A 22,057-nucleotide genomic window follows, 5' to 3' on the forward strand; every position below is an offset into this window, starting at 1 on the left:
GTCAGCTGACGCCGGAGGTCTTCGAGCTGTGCGAGGTCACCGGAGGGACGTCCTTGGCGCCGTACCCGGCCATGCCGAGGACCTTGCCCGCGACCACGCCGACCACGCAGATCACGGCACCGATGACGAAGATCGGGACACTCGTGACGACGACCGACCACGCCATCACGGCGGAGCCGACGAGGAGCACCGTGACGGCCGTCCACGCGGCGACGCTGTGGCCGTGGTCTTCGTGGATCTCGTGCTCTGCCATGGTGGGGCGCTCCTCCGGAGGTGTCTGGTGGCGGCCGGGACGCACCGGCTCACGACCCATTCTGTCAGGTGCCCCGGGGTGCGTCGCCCGTCAGGTCCCGACCTGGGTGCGCGGTCCCTCAGCCGGCGCCGGGCTGGTCGCGGTCGGTCGGGTCCTCCCCCGCGTCGAGGCGGTCCCAGTCGCTGGCGACGCGCTGCCCCCGCGCCCCGGCGGTGGCGCCCGGGGCCTCGTACCGGGCCCCGAGGCCGCGCCAGCCGCGTGCCCCGAACCAGCCACCGACCGCGGCCAGCAGCAACAGCACACAGGCGGCCAGGGCGACCCACGGCCACGACGTGGCACTCGCATGCGTCTCCAGGGTCCCCGTGCGGCCCAGCGAACGTGCCGCCTCCCGCCCGAGCGCCTCCTGCGGCGAGAACGCCACCCGCGCGGCCACCCACGCCTCACCGGCCGCGGCGAGCGCCAGCACCACCACCGTGATGCGTCGCACGACCGGGCCGCTCGTGGTGCTCGCCAGCGCCGCGGCGGCAGCCACGAGCGCGAGGGCGACGACCCCGGAGGCCACCTGGCTGCCGGTGCCCGTGACGCGGCTCGCGCCCAGCACCGGGTCGTCGACCGTGCCCGTCACCCAGGTGCGGCCGCCACTCGCGAGCAGGGTGCCGGCCCCGAGCAGGGCGAGCAGGATGACGCTCACCTTGGACGTCAGCCGGATCCTGTTCATCGGACGGTCCGCAGCGCCGAGGCCGTGGCGACCGCGCGCAGGGCGGCGGCGGCCTTGTTGACCGTCTCCTCGTACTCCGCGGTGGGCACCGAGTCGGCGACGATCCCTGCCCCCGCCTGCACGTGGGCGGTGCCGTCCTTGATGACGGCGGTGCGGATGGCGATGGCCATGTCGAGGTCTCCGTGGAAGTCGAGGTAGCCGACGACGCCGCCGTAGACCCCGCGGCGGCTGGGTTCGTAGTGCTCGATCAGGCTCAGGGCACGCGGCTTGGGCGCCCCGGAGAGCGTGCCCGCGGGGAAGGTCGCGGCGAGCACGTCGTACGCGGTGCGGCCGGGCGCGAGGTCGCCCACCACCGTGGACTCGAGGTGGGTGACGTGGGAGTAGCGGCGCACCTGCATGAACTCCACGACGTCGACCGTCCCCGCCTCGCACACCCGCTGCAGGTCGTTGCGCCCGAGGTCGACGAGCATGACGTGCTCCGAGCGCTCCTTGGGGTCGGCGAGGAGGTCCTCGGCCAGGCGCCGGTCGTCCTCGGGGGTCTTGCCCCGCGGCCGCGACCCGGCGATCGGGTGCGTGATGGCCCGTCGACCGGTGACCTTGACCAGGGCCTCGGGTGAGGAGCCCACGACGTCGTAGGCGGTGCCGTCCTCGAGGGGAAGGCGCAGGAGGTACATGTAGGGGCTCGGGTTGGAGGTCCGCAGGGCCCGGTAGACGTCGAGCGCATCGGCCTCGCAGGGCGTGGAGAAGCGCTGCGACAGGACCACCTGGAAGACCTCGCCGGCCCGGATGTCCTCCTTGGCGAGCTCGACCATGTCCTCGAAGTCGGCCTGCGCGTAGTTGCTGCGGACCTGCCCGCGCGCCCGGTCGAAGGCGTCACGGTCGACGGTGGCGACGGTACTCGGCGCGGAGGCGGCGAGGGCAGTGGTCATGGTGTCCAGCCGCCCGACCGCGTCGGCCCAGGCCTCCTCGACCCGCTGGTCCGTGTCGTCGAAGTTCACGGCGTTGGCGACGAGCAGGACCGACCCGTCGGCGTGGTCGAGGACGGCCAGGTCGGTCGCGAGCATCATGGTGATCTCGGGCAGCCCCAGCTCGTCGGGGACGGTCGAGGGCACCTTCTCCCAGCGCCGTACCGCATCGTAGGTGATGGCGCCGACCATGCCACCGGTGAGCGGCGGCAGGCCCTCGATGGGCTCGGTGGCCAGGGCGGCGACGGTGTCGCGCAGCGCGTCGAGGGGGTTGCCGGAGGTGGGCACGCCCACGGGTGGCTCCCCCACCCAGTGGGCCTGCCCGTCGCGCTCGGTCAGCACCGCACCGCTCGCGGCCCCGACGATGGAGTAGCGGGACCAGACCCCACCGTGCTCCGCGGACTCCAGCAGGAACGTGCCGGGGCGGTCACCGGCGAGCTTGCGGTAGAGCCCCACCGGCGTCTCGGCGTCGGCCATGAGCCGGCGCACCACGGGGATGACCCGCCGGTCCTGCGCGAGCAGCTGGAACACCTCGAGGCTCGGCCAGGTCGAGCCGAAGCCGAGGTCCGGGGCCGGGTCAGCCACGGGACACCAGCGCGCCGAGGTCGCCGGCGTCGAAGCAGGTGCGGTCGCCGGTGTGGCAGGCGGCCCCGACCTGGTCGACCCGCACGAGCAGCGCGTCGCCGTCACAGTCGAGCGCGACCGACTTGACCAGCTGGACGTGGCCGCTGGTGTCGCCCTTGCGCCAGTACTCCTCGCGGCTGCGCGACCAGAACGTCACGCGCCCCTCGGTGAGCGTGCGGCGCAGGGCCTCGTCGTCCATCCAGCCGAGCATCAGCACCTCGCCGGTGTCGTGCTGCTGGACCACGGCGGCGACCAGGCCCTGCTGGTCACGCTTGAGCCGGGCGGCGATACCGGGGTCGAGGGCTGCGGGAGAGGTCACTCGCCCCATTGTGCCGAAGGTGGCGCCGGAGCCGCGGTGCGGGTCGCGGGTCGACCTCCCCGGCGGGGCTGCCCGTCACAACGGCTGCACCGCCACGCCGGCGCTGGTGACGTGGACGACGTGGTGGTCGGGGACCTCGTCCCAGCCGGGGGTGTCGTCCGGCTCGCTCGCGACGAGGACCCCACGCTCCCCCTCGCGCACCCACAGGGTGTCGCCCCACCTCGTCGCCAGCAGCTCGTCGCGCGAGAGCAGCAGCAGGTTGAGGCGGGCAGCAGGGTCGGCGGCGGCCACGGCGGCCAGGGTCTCGCCCACCCTGTGCGGGCCGTCGGCCACCACCCGGGCCGCGAGCAGCGCTGCGTCGCAGGCGGACTCGGCAGCCAGGCTCGCACCCACCGCCTCGCGCTCGACCCGGCCGTTGTGCGACACGAGCCACCCGTCGTGGAGGAACGGCGCCGCGGCCGTCGCGTCGGCCGGCATCCCGGCGCTGGCGGACCGCACCGCGGCGACGACCCTGCTGGCCACGAGCAGCGGCGCGACGGACGCGAGGTTGGTGTCGGACCACATCGGCTTGTCGGAGCGCCAGCGCGCGGGCGCGCCACCTCCGTCGGGGTGCAGCCCGACCCCCCAGCCGTCGGCGTTGACGGTGCCGTGCGCCTGCCGTCGGGGCGCCCAGGACTGGGTGAGCAGGCCGTGCTCCGGGCGCAGAACCAGGTCGGCGACGCTCGTGGGCTCGCCGAACCAGGCGAGGTGGCGACACACCTCAGGCGTCCCAGGCCAGGCGCACACCGGTGAAGATCTGGCGGCGGAACGGGTGGTCCCAGTTGCGGAACGAGGGACGGACCGTCGAGGCCGCGGTCGCCCAGGACCCACCGCGCAGGACGCGGTAGGCGCCGCCGAAGAAGGGGGCGCTGTACTGCGCGTAGAGCATGGGGCTGAACCCCGGCCAGGGCTCGAAGCCCGAGGACGTCCACTCCCACACGTCGCCGACGAGCTGTTCGACGCCGTACGCGGACGCGCCCGCGGGGAAGGCCCCCACCGGTGCGGGGCGCAGGGCTCCCCCGCCGAGGTTGGCGTGGTCGGGGGTGGGCGCGGCCTCGCCCCATGGCCAGCGGCGTCGGCGACCGGCAGCCGGGTCCCAGGCGCAGGCCTTCTCCCACTCGACCTCGGTGGGCAGCCGGGCGCCGGACCAGCGTGCGAACGCCTCGGCCTCGAAGTGGGTGACGTGCTGGACGGGCTCGTCGCCGGGGATCTCCTCGACGACACCGAACCTGGTGCGGCTGCCGTCCTCGTGCCAGGCCATCGGCCGCTCCAGACCGGCCTCCCGGCGGTGCTCCCAGCCGCGCGTCGACCACAGCTCCGGCCGGGTGTAACCGCCCGCCTCGACGAACGCCTGCCACTGCGCGTTGGTCACCGGCACACGGCCGATGCGGAACGCGGGGACGTCGACCACGTGGGCCGGGCGCTCGTTGTCGAGGGACCTCGGCTCCTGCAGCGGGTCGACGCCCAGGACGAACTCGCCCGCCGGCACCAGGACCGAGTCGCGGGGTACCGGCCGGCCCGGCGGCAGGGCACGCGTGGGGGCGAGGACGGGGCCACCGGCGCGCAGCTGGATCGTCGCGAGCATCGTCTCGTCGTGCTGCTCCTCGTGCTGGACCACCATGGCGTAGGGGAAGACGTCGGTCGCCCGGTCCAGGCCGTCGAGCACCCGCCCCCGCACCTCGCGGCCGTAGCGGCGCGCCTCGACCGGCGGCAGGAGGGGCAGGGTCGGACGGATCGCGCGCGGCTGGGTGAACGCGTCGTACAGCGCGTCCACGCCCGGCGGGAGCAGGCCGGGCCGCGTCGCGTCGCCGCCCCGCACGAGCCAGAGCTCCTCCTGCTGGGAGATGTGGGCGAGGTCCCACACGAGCGGGCTCATGATCGGGCTGTGCTGGGCGAACAGCTCCTGCTCGTCGAGCTCGGTCAGCCAGGTGGTCCGGGCGCGGGCCAGCTCGAGGTCGCGGGCGACCTCGGTGGCGGACAGGGGGGTCGGCTCAGGCATGGGACATCTCCTCCAGGACCGCGGCAGGGCCTCTCCTGCGCAGCTCGTCGGTGACCAGGGTGCCGGGGCTGCGGCCGTCGGCGGCGAGGTCCGCGAGCTCGGCGACGGTCTCGCGCACCGGCTCGGGGACGAGGTCCGCCACCGCCCGCAGGCAGGTCGTGGCGGCTTCCCGCAGCACGGGGTCGGCCAGGCCGTCCCGGGCAGCGGCGTGCGTGCGGTCGGCCGTCCGGGCCACGACGGCGTCGACCACCGGGTGCAGCGGCTCCTCGTCCATCCAGGCCGTGGCAGCGGCGGCCACCGCCGGCCACCACCGGGGCGGCAGCACGTCGAGGCAGCGCAGCTCGAGCCAGCCACGCAGCCGCACCGGCGGGAAGAGCGTGGTGAGCTGGCGGCGCACGTCGGCGACGGTCGCAGGCGGCCAGGAGCCCGGGGCGGTCAGCCACTCGCGCAGGCTGCGCCGCTCGTCGGCAGCCACCAGGCCACCGCCGGGCGTCGGCACGAGGACGACCTCGGCCTCCAGGGCCCGCTCGGCCCACGCCCCCGCCGGGTCCGGCCGTTCGGGCAGCGGGCCGGCGCGCAGCGCACCGAGACCGGCCCAGGCCCGTTGGCGCGCCGAGTGCCACCCCGTGTCGCGACCGGCGAGGAAGGACGACGACCCGCTCAGGGCGGTGAGGAGCGGCGCGAGACCCTGGGCCCGGTGGACCCGCGCGGCCCACTCGTCGGACGGCCCGGCCTGCAGGTTGAGCTGGAGGGCAGCGGTGGAGCACATCATCGTCGCGCCGGGGACGCGGGTCTCGGGCGCGGCGGAGAACCACGACTCCATGGCGGCGTAGCGCTCGCCGGGGTTGACCCGTCGCGGCGGTCGGAGCGGGTCGGCGCCGAGCAGCACCCACCCGAGGCCCTCCTCGGCCAGCGCCGCACGGACGACCGCGGTGTCCTGCTCCATGGCGTCGAGGGCGCTGGCGACGTCGGGGTGCGGTGCCGACGAGACCTCGAGCTGCCCGCCCGGCTCGAGGGTGGTGCGGCCCCCACGGGGCAGGACGGCGTGGCGTGCGGCCACTGCGGCGAGGACGTCGAAGGGCGGAGCCGCCGCCACGTCGTCGCGGACGACCGTGTGTCCCTCCACCTCCAGGCCGACGGTGCCCACCGGCTGGTCGGAGAGCGCCAGCGACCTCACCAGCTGTCGAGCCTCGTCGAGGCCGATGACCTCGCCGTCGGCGCTCGCGACGCCATCGGCGCTGCCCGGGCCGGACCCGGCTGCCGACGGGTCACCGGACGGGTGGTGCCGTGGGTGGCCGGCACGGTGGTCGGTGGATGTGGTGGTCACAGGTGCTGCCCCTCGCGGTCCGGGCCGGATCCACTGGGGATCCGCGGGTCATCGGGGCGACCGGGCTGTCAGGACCAGGCCGTCCGTGGACCATCATGCAACAGCCCACCGACAGTGACCTGTCGGGCGCCCCACGGAGCCGTGCCGGCGGACGCGGCCGGCGCCCGTGGTGCCGGGTCCAGGGACCGCCGCGTCAGCCGCGCTGCTGCCAGTACCGCGGCGTCAGCCGCGCTGCTGCGCCGACCACGAGGCGTACAGCGCGGAGTACACGCCGCCCGCCCGCACCAGCTCGCGGTGGGGTCCCCGCTCCACGATGCGCCCGCGGTCGACGACGACCACCTCGTCGGCGGCCTCGGCCGTCGAGAGCCGGTGGGCGATCGCCACGGAGGTGCGCCCGCGGGTCAGGCCCTCGAGCGCCCGCTGGAGGCGGACCTCGGTGGACGGGTCGACCGCCGAGGTCGCCTCGTCCAGCACGAGCAGGTCGGGGTCGGCGAGGTAGGCGCGCGCCAGGGCGACGAGCTGGCGCTCTCCCGCGGACAGCGACTCACCGCGCTGGCCGACCTCCGTGGCCAGTCCCTGCGGGAGCCCTGCGAGCCAGGCGTCGAGGCCGAGCTCGGTGATGGCCAGGGTGATGTCGTCGTCGGTGGCGTCGGGCCGGCCGAAGCGCACGTTCTCGCGCAGGGTGGCGTCGAAGAGGAAGCCCTCCTGCGGCACGAGGACCACCCGCTCCCGCAGGGACGAGAACCGCACCTCGCGCAGGTCCACGCCATCGATGCGCACGGTTCCCGAGGTGGGGTCCATGAGCCGCGTGAGCAGCTTGGCGAGGGTGGACTTGCCGGACCCGGTCTCGCCGACGATGGCGACACGGGACCGAGGCGCGATCGAGAGGTCGACGTCGTGGAGGACGGTCTCGCCGCCGGGGTAGGCGAACGAGACACCCTCGAAGTCGACGGTGATCGGTCCGCGCGGCAGCACCTGGCCGGCGTCGCCGGGGTCTGCCACGTCCGCCCGGGTGTCGACGACCCCGATGACGCGCCGCCAGCCGGCGACGGCGTTCTGGAGCTCGTTGAGGATCTCGGTCGCCTGCTGCACAGGCTGGGTGAACAGGTTGACCAGGAAGAGGAACGCCAAGAGCTGGCCGAGGGTGAGGTCGTCGTGGACCGCCTGGACCGTGCCGACGACCAGGACCACGGCGAGCGTCAGGCCGGCGACGAGCTGCCCCGAGGAGAACGCGACCACCGACCGCACCTGCGCACCGATGGCCGCCGAGCGGTGCCCCTCGATCGCTGCGTCGATCCGCGCGGCGGTGCGCTCCTCCACGCCGTACGCCCGGATGGTCGCGGCGCCGACGACCGACTCGGAGACCGCGGCGAGCAGGTCGCCGACGCGCTCGCGCACCCCGGTGTAGGCGCGGCCCACGATCTTCTGGAACCGGCGGATGACGAACAGCAGCGGCACGAAGCAGAGCCACACGACCGCGGTGAGCAACGGGCTGTAGAAGACCATCAGCGCGGTGGCCACGGCGATCTGGCCCAGGCTGAGGATGAGGATGATCCCGCCGAACTGCACGAACTGCGAGATCGTGTCGACGTCGGAGGTCACCCGGCTCACCATCGACCCGCGGCGCTCGGTGTTCTGGGTCAGCGTGGACAGGTCGTGGATGTGCCGGAAGGCCCTCAGCCGCAGCGACGCCAGGCCTGCCTCCGACGCCCGGAAGAGGCGCACGTTGACGGCGTAGGCGGACAGTGCGGTGGCGACGACCGCGATGAGGGCGAGCAGGACGTAGCGGGTGACCAGGGCGGGGTCGGGACCGTTCCTGCCGAGCAGCCCGTGGTCGGTCGTCTGCTGGACGACGAACGGGACCACCACCCGGCCGACGGTGGTCACCGCCGCGAGGGCCAGCGTGACGCCGATGCCCCGACGGAGCTCGGGTGACAGCTCGAGGCCGCGGCGCAGCGTCGCCACGGTGCCGAGCCCCGAGGTGGTCTCGATGGACGTGCTCATCGGACGACCTCCTCCTCGTCGGCCGCGACCGCGGCACGCTCGGCGGCCTCCCGCGCGTACGCGGTGACCAGGCGTTCGTAGCCCGCGCACCGCGCCTGCAGCTCGCGGTGGGTGCCGTGGTCGACCACGCGCCCCTGCTCGACGTAGACGATCTCGTCGGCGAGGGTGATCGTGGACATGCGGTAGGCGACGACGAGCACGGTGGTGCCGCTGCTGGACCGTCGGAGGCCGGCCAGGATCGCCTGCTCCACGGCCGGGTCGACGGCGCTCGTCGCGTCGTCGAGGACGAGCAGCTGCGGTGTGCGGATGACGGCGCGGGCCAAGGCGATCCGCTGGCGCTGGCCACCGGAGAGGGACGCGCCGCGCTCCCCCACTCTCGTGTCCAGGCCGGCGGGGAGGGCCGAGACGAACGTGTGGGCCTGGGCGACCTCGAGGGCGGCCCACACCTGCTCGTCGGTGTAGTCGAGCCCAAGGGTGATGTTGCCGCGGACGGTGTCGTCGAACATGAACGTCTGCTGGGGCACGAGCGCCGCGACCGACGAGACGCCGCCCCGCGCGACCTGCCGCAGGTCGGTGCCGTCGAGGGTGACGTCCCCGCGGTCGGGGTCGACCAGCCGCAGGGTGAGGTTGGTGAGCGTCGACTTGCCGGAGCCGGTCGGGCCCACCAGGGCCACCGTGGAGCCGGCAGGCACGTCGATGCTGACCCCGTGGATCGCCTGGAAGCGGGACTCCTGGCCGGCCTCGTCGACGATGTCGTAGGAGTAGTCGACCGAGCTCAGCCGCGACCGGGCGGCCCCCGAGGGCTTGAGCTCCTCGTCGCCGAAGGCCAGCTCGCCGCGCGCCTTGAGCACGGCATCGACGCGGTCCCAGCCCACCACGGTGCGCGGCAGCTCGCCGAGGACCCAGCCGAGGGCCCGGACCGGGAACGCCAGCACGGAGATGAGGTAGGCGACCTGGACGACGGCAGCCGGCTGGAGGGCTCCCACGGCCACCTGGTGGGTGCCGACCGCGAGGACGGCGAGGGTGCCGATGGTGGGGATGGCCTCGATGACGGGGTCGAAGGTGCCGCGGGTGCGGCCGACCTCGACGTTGGCCGCCTGCAGCCGCCGGGTGACCTCCTCGAACCTTGCCGCCTCCTGCTGCTCGCGCCCCATCGACTTCACGACCAGCGCGGCCTCGAAGCTCTCGTGGGCGACCTCGCTCACCTCGGCGCGCAGCTGCTGCGCGCGCGACACGCGCGGCGACATGGACCGCTGGAACACCAGGTTGGCGAGGAAGAGAGCCGGGAACACGGTGAGCCCGATGACCGCCATGACGGGGTCGACGAGGACCATCTGCACGATGCCTGCCACGAGCATGACGAGCACCCCGAGCGCCATGGGCAGCGGGGCGAACACGTTCCAGGTCGCCTCGACGTCGGCGTTGGCGTTGGACAGCAGCTGGCCCGACGGGTGGCGGTGGTGCCACGACAGGGGCAGGCGGAGGTACTGGCGGGTGACCTCGCGACGGTAGCCCGCGGCGACGTTGTACATGGTGTAGCCGGCGGCGATGCGCCGGATGACCACGCCCACGACGTTGAGCAGCACGGCCCCGGCGACCCAGGCGAAGATCGTGGCGAGCTGCGTGCCGGTCACGGCGCCCGCCTTCACGGCCGGCTGGATCTGCTCGCGCGTCACCTTGCCGATGGCGGAGGCGGTGAGCACCGTCATCACGCCGTAGAGGGTGCTCCCGGCCACGGCGAACGCGAACCAGCGCGGCTCGCGCCGGATCCCGACCCCGACGATGGCGAGGCTCCGGCGCAACGACGGCGCGGCGTCGACGGACACGGGGTACCTCCGGTGGAGCACGGGTGGGATCGGGTGTCACCCTCTCACGCGCCGCCGACGCCCACGCGCCGGGCCGGGGGCGGGGCGACGCCCGTGACGCGACGGCCGGATGCGCCGGCCACGGACGCGACGGGCCGAGGGCGCGGCGCCCCTGCATGATGGGGACCATGACCCACCTGGCCCGGTCCGAGCGCGACGCCTTCTGCGACACCCTCCTCGCCGTGGGGCCCGGCGCGCCCACCCTCTGCTCGCCGTGGAGCGCCGCGGACCTCGCCGCGCACGTCGTCGTGCGCGACCGCCGCCCGGACCTCGCCCCGGGCATCTGGCTGCCGCCGCTCGCCCAGCGCCTCGAGGACGGCCAGGCCGCGTATGCCGCGAGGCCCTTCCCCGAGCTGGTCGACCTGGTGCGCTCCGGTCCCCCGGTCTGGTCGCCGGCCCGCCTCGCGCCGGTGGACGACCTCGTCAACTTCGTGGAGCTGTTCATCCACCACGAGGACGTGCTGCGCGGCGACGAGCAGCGCGGCCCGCGGCGGGTCCTGTCGGACCGTGAGTCGCGCGCCCTGTGGGGTTCGCTGTCCCGGCTGGCCAGGGTGTTCTTCCGGCGCAGCCCCGTCGGGGTGGTCCTGCGCACCCCGGACGGACGCTCCATCCACGCGCACGGCACCACCGAGCTCGGCACGGTGGTCCTGCAGGGACGCCCCGAGGAGCTGCTGCTCACGGCCTACGGGCGCCGTCGCGTCGCCGAGGTCGAGGTGACCGGAGGGTCGGAGCCGGTGGCCGCCCTGTGGGACGCCCCGCTCGGGCTCGCCTGACGGGACGGGCCGCACCCGCCCGTGCGGGCACCCACGACCGGGCCATGCTGACGGTGGTGCGGCCTAGCCTGTGCCCATGGGCGAGGAGGTCGAGTTCACCGCACCGTTGTGGGAGTGGGGGGCCCGCGACAGCTGGTACTTCGTCACCCTCGACGAGGAGGCGAGCGCCCTCGTCGACGAGCGGCCGCGCCCACCGCGGGGGTTCGGGTCGGTGCCCGTCCGGGTGAGCGTCGGCACGACGACGTGGCGGACCTCGGTCTTCCCGGAGTCGGCCAGCGGCCGCTACGTCCTCCCGGTGAAGAAGGCGGTACGCCGCGCGGAGCACCTCGAGGAGGACGAGCCCGTCACCGTGCGGCTGGAGGTCCTGGACTGAGCGGGGTCAGCGGACGGTCAGGCCGTCGGCACGCAGGGCGTCCTTGACGTCACCGATCGACAGCTCGCCGAAGTGGAACACGCTGGCAGCCAGCACCGCGTCGGCGCCGGCGCGCACGGCGGGGGCGAAGTGCTCGACCCGGCCGGCGCCACCGCTGGCGATGAGCGGGATCGCGACCTCGGGGCGCACGAGCCCGATGAGCTCGAGGTCGAAGCCGTCCTTGGTGCCGTCGGCGTCCATCGAGTTGAGCAGGATCTCCCCCGCGCCCAGCTCGGCGGCCCGGGCGCACCACTCCACCGCGTCGACACCGGTGCCGCGTCGACCGCCGTGCGTGGTCACCTCGAACCCGGGCACCGTACGGCCGGAGTCGTCACGGCGACGGCGCACGTCGGCCGACAGCACGAGGACCTGGGAGCCGAACCGGTCGGCGATCTCCGCGATCAGCTCGGGCCGCGCGATCGCCGCGGTGTTGACCCCCACCTTGTCCGCGCCCGCGCGCAGGAGCCGGTCGACGTCGTCGGGGGTCCGGACGCCGCCGCCCACGGTCAGCGGGATGAACACCTGCTCGGCGGTCCGGCGCACCACGTCGTAGGTCGTCTCCCGGTCGCCGCTGCTCGCGGTGACGTCGAGGAACGTGAGCTCGTCGGCACCCTGCTCGCCGTACGCCTTGGCCAGCTCGACCGGGTCCCCGGCGTCGCGGAGGTCCATGAAGTTGACGCCCTTGACGACTCGGCCGGCGTCGACGTCGAGGCAGGGGATGACCCGGGTGGCGAGGCTCACCGGCTCAGGCTAGCGACCTAGGGTGGGGGCCATGCAGGTCGACCCGGGCGAGGACCCCAGCGCCGATCTCGTCGCGCACCTCACCGGGCTCGTGCTCGCCGCACCGCCCCGAGCGGGCTCGACCAGGCTCGTGGCCGTCGACGGCCCCAGCGGGGCCGGCAAGACGACCCTCGCCGACGCGCTCGCCACCCGGCTCGGGGCGCCGGTGGTGCACATGGACGACCTGTACCCGGGGTGGGACGGCCTGCGCGAGTCGCGCCTGCGCGTCGCGGACTGGGTCACGGGCCCGCTGCGGGACGGGCGCCCGCCGCGCTACCGGCGCTGGGACTGGGCGCGCTCGGAGTACGGCGAGTGGGTGCAGGTCGAGCCGTCCGAGGTCGTGGTGCTCGAGGGCTGCGGCTCAGGGGCGCTCGACACCGCTGACGCGCTGTCGCTGCTCGTGTGGGTGGAGGCCGAGGAGCCCGTCCGCCGGCAGCGGGGGCTGCGCCGCGACCCCGGCTACGCGGACTTCTGGGAGCGCTGGAGTCGGCAGGAGCGCGAGGTGTTCGCGCAGGACCGGACCCGGGAGCGGGCGGACGTCGTGGTCGACACGACCCCGGACGACGCGGGCGGCCATACTCTCCGCATGGCTGGGCAGCCGCAGGACGGGCAGGCGCAGGACGGGCAGGCGCACGACGGGCAGCGCGTGAACGGGCTGCCCGGGTGAGCCCCGCGACCTCGCCCCTGGGTCGCGCGCGGGCGCTCGTGGCCCGCACCCGCTCGCCCCGCCCTCCGACAGCCGACGACCTGGCCCGTGCCGCGGACCGCTCCCGCCGGGAGGCACGGGCCAGGACCGCCCGGCTCGCCAGCCGGATCGCGTTCATCGTGCAGTGCGGGCTCGGCGCGGCGGTGGCCTGGCTGGTCGCCACCGACGTCCTGGGGCACGCCCGGCCCTTCTTCGCCCCGGTCACCGCCATCGTCTGCCTCGGGATGTCCTACGGGCAGCGGCTGCGCCGCGTCGGCGAGGTGATGAGCGGGGTGGCCGTCGGGGTGTTCGTCGGGGACGCCTTCGTGCACTTCTTCGGCTCCGGCGCCTGGCAGATCGTCGTGGTCGTGGTCATCTCGATGAGCGTGGCCGCGCTCCTCGGGGCAGGCATGCTGCTGACGACCCAGGCCGGCGTGCAGTCGGTCATCGTCACGACCCTCGTGGCCGGACCGGGCCAGGGCTTCACCCGCTGGCTGGACGCCGTGGTCGGCGGGAGCGTGGCGCTGCTGTTCACCCTCGTGGCCCCGGCCGCGCCGCTGCGCCGACCACGCCAGCAGGCCGCCCTGGTCGTCGAGGAGATCAGCGCCATCCTCACCGACACGGTCCGCGCGGTGCGCGAGAAGGACTCCGACCTCGCGTCGGCGACCCTGGCGCGCGCCCGTGACTCCGAGGGGATGCTCACCGAGGCCAGGGCGCTGTCCGCCGAGGGCATCGCGGTGGTGCGGTTGTCGCCGCTGCGGCGCCGCCACCTCCCGGGCGTGCAGGCCATCGCCGACCTCCTCGAGCCGCTCGACCGCGCCATCCGCAACCTGCGGGTCCTCGTGCGGCGCGCGGCCATCGCGGTGTGGCGCGACGAGCCGGTGCCGAGCGCCTACCTGCGCCTGCTCGAGGCGCTCGCGGAGACGACGACCGACATCGCACGCGAGCTCTCCGAGCGCCGGCTCCCCACCCACGCCCGCGTCGGCCTGCACCGCATCGGCGAGGCCAGCGCGGTCATCGACCCGTCCTCGGGCCTGTCCGGGGAGGTCATGCGCGCCCAGATCCGCTCGATGGTCGTGGACCTGCTCATGCTCACCGGGATGCCGCTCGACGAGGCCCGCGAGATGGTGCCCGAGTCGATGACCCACACGCCGGAGGACGGCTGACCCCTGCGAGACTGGCCGCGATGACCTCGCGACGCCACCTCCCGCCCCTCTGGCTCATGGCCCTCGGTCTCGTCGCCGTGGCCGTCAACCTGCGGACCGCGATGGCGAGCGTGCCACCGGTCGTGCAGACGATCGGCGCCGACCTCGGCCTGTCCAACGCCGCCCTGGGTGCGCTGACGACGCTTCCGGTGCTGTGCATGGGGGTCTTCGCTCCGCTGGCCCAGCGCGTGGCGGCGCGGATCGGCGCTGCCGGGGCGATCGAGGTGTCCGTGCTGTGCGTCGCCGCCGGGCTCGCGCTGCGCCTCGGCGGGGGCCACGTGTGGCTCCTGTACGCCGCCACGTTCGTCGCCGGCGTGGGCATCGCCATCGGGGGCACCTTGCTGCCCGGGCTGGTCAAGGAGCTGTTCCCGCCGGAGCGGGCCGGGCTCGTCACCGGCCTCTACATGCTCGCGATGATGGGCGGCGCGGGTGCCGCGTCAGCCCTGTCGGTGCCGTTGCAGGAGCGTCTCGGGTCGTGGGAGGCCTCGCTCGGGTCGTGGTCGGTGCTGGGGGTGGTCGGGGCCGTGGCGTGGGTGCCGGTCTGGCGGGGCCACACGCGCCACCGCGCGGCCAACCCCCACGTCGTCGCGCCGGCCCGCCTGCCCTGGGGCCACCTCACCGCCTGGCTCGTCGCGGCCTACCTCGCCGTGCAGTCCGTGGAGTTCTACTCCTCGCTCGCGTGGATCGCCCCCACCTACCGGGCCCGCGGCTGGGACCCCACGCACGCGGGGTACCTCCTGAGCGCCTTCACGGCCGCCCAGCTCGTCTCCGGCCTGCTGGCACCGGCCCTCACCGACCGGGTCCACGACCGGCGGGTGCTGCTCGTGGCCTCGTCCGTCCTCGGCCTCTTCGGCCAGGCCGGGCTGTGGCTGGCCCCCGGCGGCGCCCCGTGGGTGTGGGCGGCGGTGCTGGGCCTGGGGCAGGGCGCGGCCTTCGCGCTGGGCCTGGTGCTCATGGTCGACTACGCCGCCAGCCCGGCGGCCAGCTCCAGGCTCGCCGGTATGGCGTTCCTGTTCAGCTACGGGCTCGCCTCGCTCGGCCCGGCGACCATGGGGGCGATCCGTGACGCGACAGGAGGGTTCGACGCCGTGTGGATGTCGTTGACCCTGCTGATGTCCGCGCAGGTGGCCCTTGCGTTCGTGCTGCGGCCGGGACTGCGCAAGGTCGACTGAGCGCGGTCGTCACCGGACGGCCTCGTCCTCGAGCAGGGCGGTGAGCGTGCGGTGGGCCGTCTGCGACATCACCGGGTTGGTGTGGCGGTAGTAGGCGTGGCAGCCGATCGCCTGCGCGAAGGCCCAGCCGCGACCGCGGTCCCACAGCGCCTCGTCGGCGCCGAGCCGCTCACGGAACGCCTGCCGGGACGAGGCGTCGAGCAGGTTCCAGGCCGGCATGAGGTCGAGCGCCGGGTCGGCCGGACCGACGCCACCGACGTCGAGCACCGCGGCCAGCCGGCCGTCGCGGACGAGGAGGTTGCCCGGCATGAGGTCACCGTGGGTCGTGGTGTCGGGCTCGCGCCGGTCCGCGGTGCGAAGATCGGACCACAGCGCCGCGAGGGCCTCGGTGTCGATGAGGCCGGCGCTGCTGCGCAGCCCGCGTGCGACGTAGGCGTCGTGGTCAGTGAGTCGCCCCCCACGCCCATCGCCGGCGAAGGTTCGCCCACCCGTGCCGACCTCCCGCACCGCGAGGACGAACTCGGCGAGGTCCGTACCGAGGTCCTCGGTCGTCGCACCCCCTGGGGTGGCGCCGGGCAACCAGCGGTAGACCGACCACGCCAGGGGGTAGCCGGGGCCGGGGCGACCCGTGGCGACGGGCTCGGGCGTCGGGACCGGCACCCTGCCGAGCAACGACCGGGCCGCCTCGACCTCCTGGGCCACCTGCGCGCAGACGGCCTCGGGATCGCCCTCCTGCATCGGCAGCCGTGCGACGAGCTCGTCGCCGAGCCGGAAGAGGAGGTTGACCGTGCCGTGCGAGGCGACCGGGGTCACCGGGAGGTCGGCCCAGTGCGGGAACTGGTCGGCGACCAGCGCCCGGACCGTGGAGTCCGCGACGTCGAGCTGGTCCTCATGCATCCGCACCCGCGACAGTCTCGCCACGACGGTGCTGCGGTGCGAGCGAATTTCCGCCGGGCGGATCAGCCCGGGGTGACGTCCGGGCTGGTCGCCGACGGGCCGAGAGCCTGCACGAGGGCGGCGAGGCGGCTGGCCTCCGAGCGCGCGACCTCGGCGTCGGCCTTCTGGATCGCCATGACGGCGATGGTGTCGGTGTCGTCGAGCTCGATGGTGACCCACGGGTCACCGCCGCCGAAGCGCACGTCGACGACGGACCGCCACGAGATGACCCTGGTGGTGAAGAGGTTGCGGACCGTGAGCGACTCCCGGGTCGGCAGCGCCCGGATCGAGGCGAACCGCCACAGCAGGACCGCGATCGCCACCCCGACGGCCGCGAAGAACACCCTGTCGCCGGCCCGCCACGTGCCGCCCTGCTCGGGACCGGGCAGGACCACCGCGATGACCCCGAACACCACCAGCGTGGCGGCGGCGAAGGCGTAGGCGACGGTGCGCCCGCGGCGGGGGTGGAACGGTGCGAAGGCCTCGACGTCGTCGGGAGGCGCTGACCCCGTGCCGCCGGAACGGGGAGTCACAACCGGCACGCGGCGATGTCGGTGACCAGGATCGCGCGGGCCCCGAGGTCGTAGAGCTCGTCCATGATGGCGTTGGTCAGGTGGCGGGGCACCATGGCCCGCACCGCCGCCCAGTCCTTGTTCTGCAGCTGGGACACCGTCGGGGACTCCAGGCCGGGCGTGATCGAGCAGGCGTCCTCGACGAGGTGGACCGGGACGTCGTAGTCGAGCATGACGTAGTGGCGCGCGGTGATGACGCCGGTGAGGCGGCGGCGGAGCACCTCGACGGCGGACGTCTCGCCGGACCCCTCGCGGCGGATCAGCACGGCCTCGCTGCGCAGGATCTCCTCGCCGAAGACCTCGAGGCCCTGCTGGCGGAGGGTGGTGCCGGTCTCGACCACGTCGGCGATGACGTCGGCGACACCGAGGGTGATCGCGGTCTCCACCGCACCGTCGAGGCGCACGACCTCGGCACTGATGCCCTGGCCGGCCAGGTGCTTCTCGACCAGTCCGGGGTAGCTCGTCGCCACCCGGCGCCCGGCGATCTCGTCGACGGTCGCGCACGTGCCGGGCCGCGCGGCGTACCGGAACGTGGAGCCCCCGAAGCCGAGCGGCATGACCTCGATGGCGGCGCTGCCGGAGTCGAGGAGCAGGTCGCGACCGGTGATGCCGCAGTCGACGGTGCCCGAGCCGACGTAGACGGCGATGTCACGCGGGCGCAGGTAGAAGAACTCGACGTCGTTGTCGCGGTCGGTGACGATCAGCTCCTTGCTGTCGCGGCGCACTCGGTAGCCCGACTCGCGGAGCATCTCCACTGACGACTCGGACAGGGATCCCTTGTTGGGGACGGCAATTCGCAGCATGGCGGTGGTTCCTAGAGGTGGGTGTAGACGTCGTCGAGACTGATGTCGGAGGCGATCATGAGCACCTGCAGGTGGTAGAGCAGCTGGCTGATCTCCTCGGCCGTGCGCTCCTTGCCCTCGTGCTCGGCAGCCATCCAGACCTCGGCGGCCTCCTCGACGATCTTCTTGCCGATGGCATGCACGCCGGCGTCCAGCTCACGGACGGTGCCCGACCCCTCGGGGCGGGTCACCGCCTTGTCGGCCAGCTCGGCGTACAGCTCGTCGAAGGTCTTCACGCGCCAAGGGTACGGGTGGGGGCCGTGCGGCCCGAAAACGGACCGCCAGCCGGGACCCCACGAAGGAGGTCAGACGTGCAGGTCCCGCAGGGTGACGGCGGTGGCGACGGCGGCGGTCGCGGCCTCGTGCCCCTTGTCCTCGCTGGACCCCTCCAGTCCGGCGCGGTCGAGGGCCTGCTGCTCGTCGTCGCAGGTGAGCACCCCGAACCCGACGGGTACGCCCGTGGTCACGCTCACCTGGGTGAGGCCGTTGGTGACACCGGAGCAGACGTAGTCGAAGTGCGGGGTGCCGCCGCGGATGACGACCCCCAGGGCCACGAGGGCGTCGTGGGTCGGGGCCAGCCGGGCGCAGGCGACGCTCAGCTCGACGGTGCCGGGCACCCGCACCACGGCGGGGTCGTGGATCCCGGCGTCGGCGAGGCCGCGCAGGGCACCGGCGACGAGCCCGTCCATGACGACGTCGTGCCAGGAGGCGGCCACGACGGCGACCCGCAGGCCCGACCCGTCGACCGCGATGGTGGGTGCTCCGTGTCCGCTCATGCCGAGGCTCCGTGGTCGGTGTCGAGGAGGAGGCGGTGACCCATCCGGTCCCGCTTCGTGCGCAGGTAGGCCTCGTTGGTGGGCAACGGGGTGATGCTGATCGGCTCCACCGCGGCGACGTCGATGCCGTGCTCGCGCAGGGCGTTCACCTTGAGGGGGTTGTTGGTCAGCAGGCGTACGGCCTCGACGCCGAGGTCGACGAGCACCGCAGCGCCGGCGGCGTACTCCCGGGCGTCGATCGGCAGGCCGAGCTCGACCTGCGCGTCGACGGTGTCGAGGCCCTGGTCCTGCAGCGCGTAGGCCTGCAGCTTGGCGACGAGGCCGACGCCGCGGCCCTCGTGGCCGCGCAGGTAGACGACGACACCGCCCTCGGCGGCGACCCGCTCGAGGGCGCGGTCGAGCTGGGCGCCGCAGTCGCAGCGCTGGGAGCCGAGGACGTCGCCGGTGAGGCACTCGGAGTGCAGCCGCACCAACGGTGCCCGGCCGCCCATGCCGCGGGGGCTGACCAGCGCCAGGTGCTCCGCACCGGTGACGACGTCGCGGTAGCCCAGGGCCCGGAAGGTGCCGTGGGCCGTCGGCAGCTCGGTGTCGGCGAGCCGCTCGACCCGGTCGTGGCGCTGCCGCCACGCGATGAGCTGGGCGATCGTGAGGACGGGCAGGCCCTCACGGCGGCCGGTGTCGACCACCTCGGGCAGGCGCATCATCGTGCCGTCGTCGTTGACGAGCTCGCCGATGGCGCCCACCGGCTCCAGCCCGGCGAGGCGGCACAGGTCGACCGCGGCCTCGGTGTGGCCGGGGCGCTCCAGTACCCCACCGTCCCTGGCGCGCAACGGGATCACGTGCCCGGGGCGGACGAACGAGTCCGGCGTCGCCGACGGGTCGGCGAGCAGCCGTATGGTGCGCGCACGGTCGGAAGCACTGATCCCGGTGGTCACTCCCCCGGCCGCGTCCACGGTCACCGTGTAGGCGGTGCGGAGCGGGTCGCGGTTGTCGGCCACCATCAGCGGCAGGCCGAGTCGGTCGGCGATGGCCCCGGTCACCGGCGCGCAGAGGTAGCCGCTGGAGTGGCGGATGGTCCAGGCCAGCCACTCGTCGGTGAGGGTCTGCGCCGCGAGGACGACGTCACCCTCGTTCTCGCGGTCCTCGTCGTCGGTCACCAGCACCGGACGCCCGTCACGCAGCGCCTGCAGGGCCTCCTCGACCGACGCCAGCCCACGAGCGGCCGGCCCGGGTAGCCCGGTCACGCCGACACCTCGGCCAGGTCGCGCTCGGGCACCGCCTCGGTGCGGGACGCCTTGAGCCAGACGAAGAAGCCGTAGAGGACCAGGGCGCCGTACACGGCGTAGAGGACCGCGGAGGGGTAGAAGCGCGAGTGCCACAGCAGCGGCACGCCGACGAGGTCGACCGCGATCCAGGCCAGCCAGAAGTCGTTCCAGCCGCGGGCCATGGCATACGTCGCGACCATCGAGCCGACGAAGATCCAGGCGTCGCACCAGAAGTACCACCGGGGCGCCGCCCAGAAGGGTCCGCTGCCGATGGCCGCGAAGACCCACTGCATGACCACGACGCCGGCGACCCAGGCGCCGACGTAGGCGGTGCGCTCGCGCACCGTCGCCCACCGCGGCGTGATGGCCGGGGAGTCCTCACCGGCGTGGGCGCGGCTGCGCAGCTGCTGCCAGCGCCACCAGCCGTAGACGCTGGTGATGATGAAGAAGACCTGACGGCCGGCCTGCCCGTAGAGGGTCTCCTGCTGGGGGTTGGAGAACGCGACGCCGAAGAACACCGTGAACAGCAGCGCGTTGCCGATGATGCCGACCGGCCACGCCCACACCCGCCGTCGCATGCCGCCGATGGCGGAGGCGAACCCGAAGACGTTGCCGACCACCTCCCGCCACAGCAGCGGGTGCCCCGCCACCTGGAGCTGGGCGTTGAAGATCGTCTCGAGCCAGTTCATGCCTGCGTCTCCTGCTGGGTGGGGGTGGTGGGGGTGGGGGTGGATGGAGGTGCGGTGGTGGAGGTCGATGTGGGGTTCGGGGTGCCGCTTGGGGCCGGGGCCGCGGTCGTGCCCTGTGCACCGGCGGCCATGAGGCGCTCGACGTACTTGGCGATCACGTCGACCTCGAGGTTGACCGGGTCGCCGACGCCCTTGTGCCCCAACGTGGTCAGCGCCAGCGTGGTCGGGATCAGCGACACCGTGAACGAGTCCGCCCCGACACCGGCCACCGTGAGGCTGACGCCGTCGACGGTGACCGAGCCCTTCTCGACGACGTAGCGCGACAGCGACTCGGGGAGCGAGAGCTCGACCACCTCCCAGCGGTCGCCCGGTGTCCGGCGGAGCACCGTGCCGGTGCCGTCGACATGGCCCTGCACGACGTGGCCGCCGAACCGGCCGTCGGCAGGCATCGCGCGCTCGAGGTTGACCGGGGAGCCCGGCGCGAGCGCGCCCAGGCTCGACCGGCGCAGCGTCTCGGCCATGACGTCGACGGTGAACTCCTCGTCGCCGTGCTCCACGACGGTGAGGCACACGCCGTTGACCGAGATCGAGGCGCCGTGCACGGCGTCGGAGGTGACCAGCGGACCGTGGACGGTCAGGCGGGCGGAGTCGGCGCCGGGTTCGAGCGCGACCACGCGCCCGAGCTCCTCGACGATGCCGGTGAACATCAGTGGCTCTCCTTCAGGCAGGCCGTGACCCGTACGTCGTGGCCGATCAGGGTGATGTCGGTGGGCTCCAGGCGCAGCGCGTCCGCGATGGTGGTGATGCCCAGGTCCCCGACCGACGGCCTGCCGCGCCCGAGGAACACCGGGGCGATGTAGGCAACCACCTCGTCGACCAGGCCCTCCGCGAGGAACGCCGCGACGATGGTGGGGCCTCCCTCGAGCCACACGTGGTGGATGCCTGCCTCGGCGAGGGCGGTGAGGACCTGCTTCGGGTCGCGGGTGCGCAGGTGCCACGTCGGTGCCGCGTCGTCGAGCACGTGGGCACCGGCGGGCAGGTCGCGCTCTCCCATGACGACCCGGACCGGCTGGACGTCCATGAGCGAGCCGTCGGGTCGCCGCGCGGTGAGGTACGGGTCGTCCGTGAGCGCCGTACCGGTGCCCACGAGGACCGCGCCGCACTCCGAGCGCAGCCGGTGGACGTCCTGGCGGGCGGCCTCGGAGGTGATCCAGCGGCTCGTGCCGTCGGCGGCGGCGCTGCGGCCGTCGAGGGTGGTGGCGAGCTTCCAGGTCACCCACGGGAACCCGGTCGTCGCGAGGTGGGTCCAGGTGCGGTTGAGCGCGGTGGCCTCCTCGGCCAGCACCCCGCCGCGCACCTCGACGCCGTGCTCGCGCAGCCAGTCCGCTCCCCCGGCCGCCACCGGGTTGGGGTCGGTCTGCGCGTGCACGACCCGGGTGACGCCGGCAGCGTGCAGGGCCTGCGCGCACGGTCCCGTACGTCCCGTGTGCGCGCAGGGCTCCAGGCTCACATACGCGGTCGCGCCCCGGGCAGCGTCACCGGCGGACTCCAGTGCGGCGACCTCCGCGTGCGGGGTGCCGGCACCGCGGTGCCAGCCCTCGCCGACGACCTCGCCCTGGGGCGAGACGACGACGCAGCCCACGCGCGGATTGGGGTCGACCTGCGGGCCGCGGGCGGCGAGGTCGAGGGCGCGACGCATCCAGCGCTCGTCGGGGTCGTGCCCCTCCGGCGTGCTGTCCCGCGAACCGTGCCAGTCCTGCATGTCCTGCCCTCGTGCTCTAGACCAAATCGGGTCGAGCTCCGGGGGGACGTACGGGTCGGGCACCACGGCTGCACG

At 74.1% G+C, this 22,057-nt stretch carries 24 protein-coding genes; 5 read left to right on the forward strand and 19 right to left on the reverse strand.

Annotated elements, in window-relative coordinates; all coding sequences use genetic code 11:
• Position 1: 1 nt before the first annotated feature.
• From ABEA42_RS16505 to ABEA42_RS16545, 9 genes are all read right to left on the reverse strand, one after another.
• The gene (locus tag ABEA42_RS16505; protein ID WP_345504962.1) at positions 2-253 is read right to left on the reverse strand and encodes an HGxxPAAW family protein; all 252 of its coding nucleotides are present in this window, start codon (positions 251-253) and stop codon (positions 2-4) included.
• A gap of 118 nt (positions 254-371) precedes the next feature.
• The gene (locus tag ABEA42_RS16510) at positions 372-971 is read right to left on the reverse strand and encodes a Trp biosynthesis-associated membrane protein (protein ID WP_345504963.1); all 600 of its coding nucleotides are present in this window, start codon (positions 969-971) and stop codon (positions 372-374) included.
• A complete protein-coding gene (locus ABEA42_RS16515) occupies positions 968-2,521 on the reverse strand; it encodes an anthranilate synthase component I (RefSeq protein ID WP_345504964.1) in 1,554 nt (517 codons plus the stop codon). The genes ABEA42_RS16510 and ABEA42_RS16515 overlap by 4 nt, the downstream gene beginning before the upstream one ends.
• A complete protein-coding gene (gene hisI, locus ABEA42_RS16520; RefSeq protein ID WP_345504965.1) occupies positions 2,514-2,879 on the reverse strand; it encodes a phosphoribosyl-AMP cyclohydrolase in 366 nt (121 codons plus the stop codon). The genes ABEA42_RS16515 and hisI overlap by 8 nt, the downstream gene beginning before the upstream one ends.
• 75 nt (positions 2,880-2,954) lie before the next feature.
• Positions 2,955-3,638 (reverse strand): ergothioneine biosynthesis protein EgtC, encoded by a 684-nt coding sequence (gene egtC / locus ABEA42_RS16525; protein ID WP_345504966.1) that lies wholly within the window; start codon positions 3,636-3,638, stop codon positions 2,955-2,957.
• A gap of 1 nt (position 3,639) precedes the next feature.
• Positions 3,640-4,917 (reverse strand): ergothioneine biosynthesis protein EgtB, encoded by a 1,278-nt coding sequence (gene egtB, locus ABEA42_RS16530; RefSeq protein ID WP_345504967.1) that lies wholly within the window; start codon positions 4,915-4,917, stop codon positions 3,640-3,642.
• Positions 4,910-6,244 carry a glutamate-cysteine ligase family protein gene (locus ABEA42_RS16535; protein ID WP_345504968.1) on the reverse strand — a complete coding sequence of 445 codons (1,335 nt, stop codon included), beginning with the start codon at positions 6,242-6,244 and terminating at the stop codon, positions 4,910-4,912. The genes egtB and ABEA42_RS16535 overlap by 8 nt, the downstream gene beginning before the upstream one ends.
• Before the next feature lie 222 nt (positions 6,245-6,466).
• A complete protein-coding gene (locus ABEA42_RS16540) occupies positions 6,467-8,248 on the reverse strand; it encodes an ABC transporter ATP-binding protein (protein WP_345504969.1) in 1,782 nt (593 codons plus the stop codon).
• Positions 8,245-10,074 carry an ABC transporter ATP-binding protein gene (locus ABEA42_RS16545; protein WP_345504970.1) on the reverse strand — a complete coding sequence of 610 codons (1,830 nt, stop codon included), beginning with the start codon at positions 10,072-10,074 and terminating at the stop codon, positions 8,245-8,247. The genes ABEA42_RS16540 and ABEA42_RS16545 overlap by 4 nt, the downstream gene beginning before the upstream one ends.
• Before the next feature lie 167 nt (positions 10,075-10,241).
• Between ABEA42_RS16545 and ABEA42_RS16550 the strand changes: the two genes are divergently transcribed.
• Together ABEA42_RS16550 and ABEA42_RS16555 are read left to right on the forward strand one after the other, a co-directional pair.
• On the forward strand, positions 10,242-10,886 hold the full coding sequence (locus ABEA42_RS16550) for a TIGR03085 family metal-binding protein (protein WP_345504971.1): 645 nt from the start codon (positions 10,242-10,244) through the stop codon (positions 10,884-10,886).
• 76 nt (positions 10,887-10,962) lie between these two features.
• Complete coding sequence (locus tag ABEA42_RS16555) at positions 10,963-11,259, forward strand: DUF1905 domain-containing protein (protein WP_345504972.1); 297 nt, start codon at positions 10,963-10,965, stop codon at positions 11,257-11,259.
• A 6-nt stretch (positions 11,260-11,265) separates the two neighbouring features.
• Here ABEA42_RS16555 and hisF read toward each other — a convergent pair whose 3' ends face one another.
• Positions 11,266-12,039 (reverse strand): imidazole glycerol phosphate synthase subunit HisF, encoded by a 774-nt coding sequence (gene hisF, locus ABEA42_RS16560; protein WP_345504973.1) that lies wholly within the window; start codon positions 12,037-12,039, stop codon positions 11,266-11,268.
• A gap of 31 nt (positions 12,040-12,070) precedes the next feature.
• Here hisF and ABEA42_RS16565 point away from each other — a divergent pair, with 31 nt between their 5' ends.
• The 3 genes from ABEA42_RS16565 to ABEA42_RS16575 are packed head-to-tail and all read left to right on the forward strand — an operon-like array spanning position 12,071 to position 15,140.
• Positions 12,071-12,745, forward strand: a complete 675-nt coding sequence (locus tag ABEA42_RS16565; protein WP_345504974.1) for an AAA family ATPase — start codon at positions 12,071-12,073, stop codon at positions 12,743-12,745.
• Positions 12,742-13,929 carry an FUSC family protein gene (locus ABEA42_RS16570; RefSeq protein ID WP_345504975.1) on the forward strand — a complete coding sequence of 396 codons (1,188 nt, stop codon included), beginning with the start codon at positions 12,742-12,744 and terminating at the stop codon, positions 13,927-13,929. Before ABEA42_RS16565 ends, ABEA42_RS16570 begins: the two co-directional genes overlap by 4 nt.
• A gap of 20 nt (positions 13,930-13,949) precedes the next feature.
• Complete coding sequence (locus ABEA42_RS16575; protein ID WP_345504976.1) at positions 13,950-15,140, forward strand: MFS transporter; 1,191 nt, start codon at positions 13,950-13,952, stop codon at positions 15,138-15,140.
• A gap of 9 nt (positions 15,141-15,149) precedes the next feature.
• Here ABEA42_RS16575 and ABEA42_RS16580 read toward each other — a convergent pair whose 3' ends face one another.
• The 9 genes from ABEA42_RS16580 to ribD all read right to left on the reverse strand — a co-directional run bounded on the left by ABEA42_RS16580 (position 15,150) and on the right by ribD (position 21,982).
• On the reverse strand, positions 15,150-16,037 hold the full coding sequence (locus ABEA42_RS16580; protein WP_345505052.1) for an aminoglycoside phosphotransferase family protein: 888 nt from the start codon (positions 16,035-16,037) through the stop codon (positions 15,150-15,152).
• A 62-nt stretch (positions 16,038-16,099) separates the two neighbouring features.
• Positions 16,100-16,609, reverse strand: a complete 510-nt coding sequence (locus ABEA42_RS16585; protein ID WP_345504977.1) for a PH domain-containing protein — start codon at positions 16,607-16,609, stop codon at positions 16,100-16,102.
• Positions 16,606-17,451: an ATP phosphoribosyltransferase gene (hisG, locus tag ABEA42_RS16590; RefSeq protein WP_345504978.1), complete on the reverse strand. Its 846-nt coding sequence runs from the start codon at positions 17,449-17,451 to the stop codon at positions 16,606-16,608. The genes ABEA42_RS16585 and hisG overlap by 4 nt, the downstream gene beginning before the upstream one ends.
• A gap of 11 nt (positions 17,452-17,462) precedes the next feature.
• On the reverse strand, positions 17,463-17,726 hold the full coding sequence (locus ABEA42_RS16595; RefSeq protein WP_345504979.1) for a phosphoribosyl-ATP diphosphatase: 264 nt from the start codon (positions 17,724-17,726) through the stop codon (positions 17,463-17,465).
• A gap of 69 nt (positions 17,727-17,795) precedes the next feature.
• A complete protein-coding gene (ribH, locus tag ABEA42_RS16600) occupies positions 17,796-18,266 on the reverse strand; it encodes a 6,7-dimethyl-8-ribityllumazine synthase (protein WP_345504980.1) in 471 nt (156 codons plus the stop codon).
• Positions 18,263-19,510 carry a bifunctional 3,4-dihydroxy-2-butanone-4-phosphate synthase/GTP cyclohydrolase II gene (locus ABEA42_RS16605; protein WP_345504981.1) on the reverse strand — a complete coding sequence of 416 codons (1,248 nt, stop codon included), beginning with the start codon at positions 19,508-19,510 and terminating at the stop codon, positions 18,263-18,265. Before ABEA42_RS16605 ends, ribH begins: the two co-directional genes overlap by 4 nt.
• Positions 19,507-20,220, reverse strand: coding sequence for a nicotinamide riboside transporter PnuC (gene pnuC / locus ABEA42_RS16610; RefSeq protein WP_345504982.1), 714 nt, complete (start codon positions 20,218-20,220; stop codon positions 19,507-19,509). The genes ABEA42_RS16605 and pnuC overlap by 4 nt, the downstream gene beginning before the upstream one ends.
• Positions 20,217-20,927, reverse strand: coding sequence for a riboflavin synthase (locus ABEA42_RS16615; protein WP_345504983.1), 711 nt, complete (start codon positions 20,925-20,927; stop codon positions 20,217-20,219). The genes pnuC and ABEA42_RS16615 overlap by 4 nt, the downstream gene beginning before the upstream one ends.
• Positions 20,927-21,982, reverse strand: a complete 1,056-nt coding sequence (ribD, locus tag ABEA42_RS16620) for a bifunctional diaminohydroxyphosphoribosylaminopyrimidine deaminase/5-amino-6-(5-phosphoribosylamino)uracil reductase RibD (protein ID WP_345504984.1) — start codon at positions 21,980-21,982, stop codon at positions 20,927-20,929. Before ribD ends, ABEA42_RS16615 begins: the two co-directional genes overlap by 1 nt.
• Positions 21,983-22,057: the final 75 nt, after the last annotated feature.

The sequence above is a fragment of the Pedococcus ginsenosidimutans genome (genome assembly GCF_039544395.1).
GTDB classification, from domain to species: Bacteria; Actinomycetota; Actinomycetes; order Actinomycetales; family Dermatophilaceae; genus Pedococcus; species Pedococcus ginsenosidimutans.

Excerpts from the sequence above, each read along its gene's own strand:
- ABEA42_RS16540 (WP_345504969.1), bottom strand. The coding sequence starts at position 8,248 with ATGAGCACGTCCATCGAGACCACCTCGGGGCTCGGCACCGTGGCGACG.
- ABEA42_RS16510 (WP_345504963.1), bottom strand. The coding sequence starts at position 971 with ATGAACAGGATCCGGCTGACGTCCAAGGTGAGCGTCATCCTGCTCGCC.
- egtB (WP_345504967.1), bottom strand. The coding sequence starts at position 4,917 with ATGCCTGAGCCGACCCCCCTGTCCGCCACCGAGGTCGCCCGCGACCTC.
- ABEA42_RS16555 (WP_345504972.1), top strand. The coding sequence starts at position 10,963 with ATGGGCGAGGAGGTCGAGTTCACCGCACCGTTGTGGGAGTGGGGGGCC.
- ABEA42_RS16505 (WP_345504962.1), bottom strand. The coding sequence starts at position 253 with ATGGCAGAGCACGAGATCCACGAAGACCACGGCCACAGCGTCGCCGCG.
- ABEA42_RS16565 (WP_345504974.1), top strand. The coding sequence starts at position 12,071 with ATGCAGGTCGACCCGGGCGAGGACCCCAGCGCCGATCTCGTCGCGCAC.
- hisG (WP_345504978.1), bottom strand. The coding sequence starts at position 17,451 with ATGCTGCGAATTGCCGTCCCCAACAAGGGATCCCTGTCCGAGTCGTCA.
- pnuC (WP_345504982.1), bottom strand. The coding sequence starts at position 20,220 with ATGAACTGGCTCGAGACGATCTTCAACGCCCAGCTCCAGGTGGCGGGG.
- ABEA42_RS16580 (WP_345505052.1), bottom strand. The coding sequence starts at position 16,037 with ATGCATGAGGACCAGCTCGACGTCGCGGACTCCACGGTCCGGGCGCTG.
- ABEA42_RS16615 (WP_345504983.1), bottom strand. The coding sequence starts at position 20,927 with ATGTTCACCGGCATCGTCGAGGAGCTCGGGCGCGTGGTCGCGCTCGAA.
- ABEA42_RS16550 (WP_345504971.1), top strand. The coding sequence starts at position 10,242 with ATGACCCACCTGGCCCGGTCCGAGCGCGACGCCTTCTGCGACACCCTC.
- ribD (WP_345504984.1), bottom strand. The coding sequence starts at position 21,982 with ATGCAGGACTGGCACGGTTCGCGGGACAGCACGCCGGAGGGGCACGAC.
- ABEA42_RS16575 (WP_345504976.1), top strand. The coding sequence starts at position 13,950 with ATGACCTCGCGACGCCACCTCCCGCCCCTCTGGCTCATGGCCCTCGGT.
- ribH (WP_345504980.1), bottom strand. The coding sequence starts at position 18,266 with ATGAGCGGACACGGAGCACCCACCATCGCGGTCGACGGGTCGGGCCTG.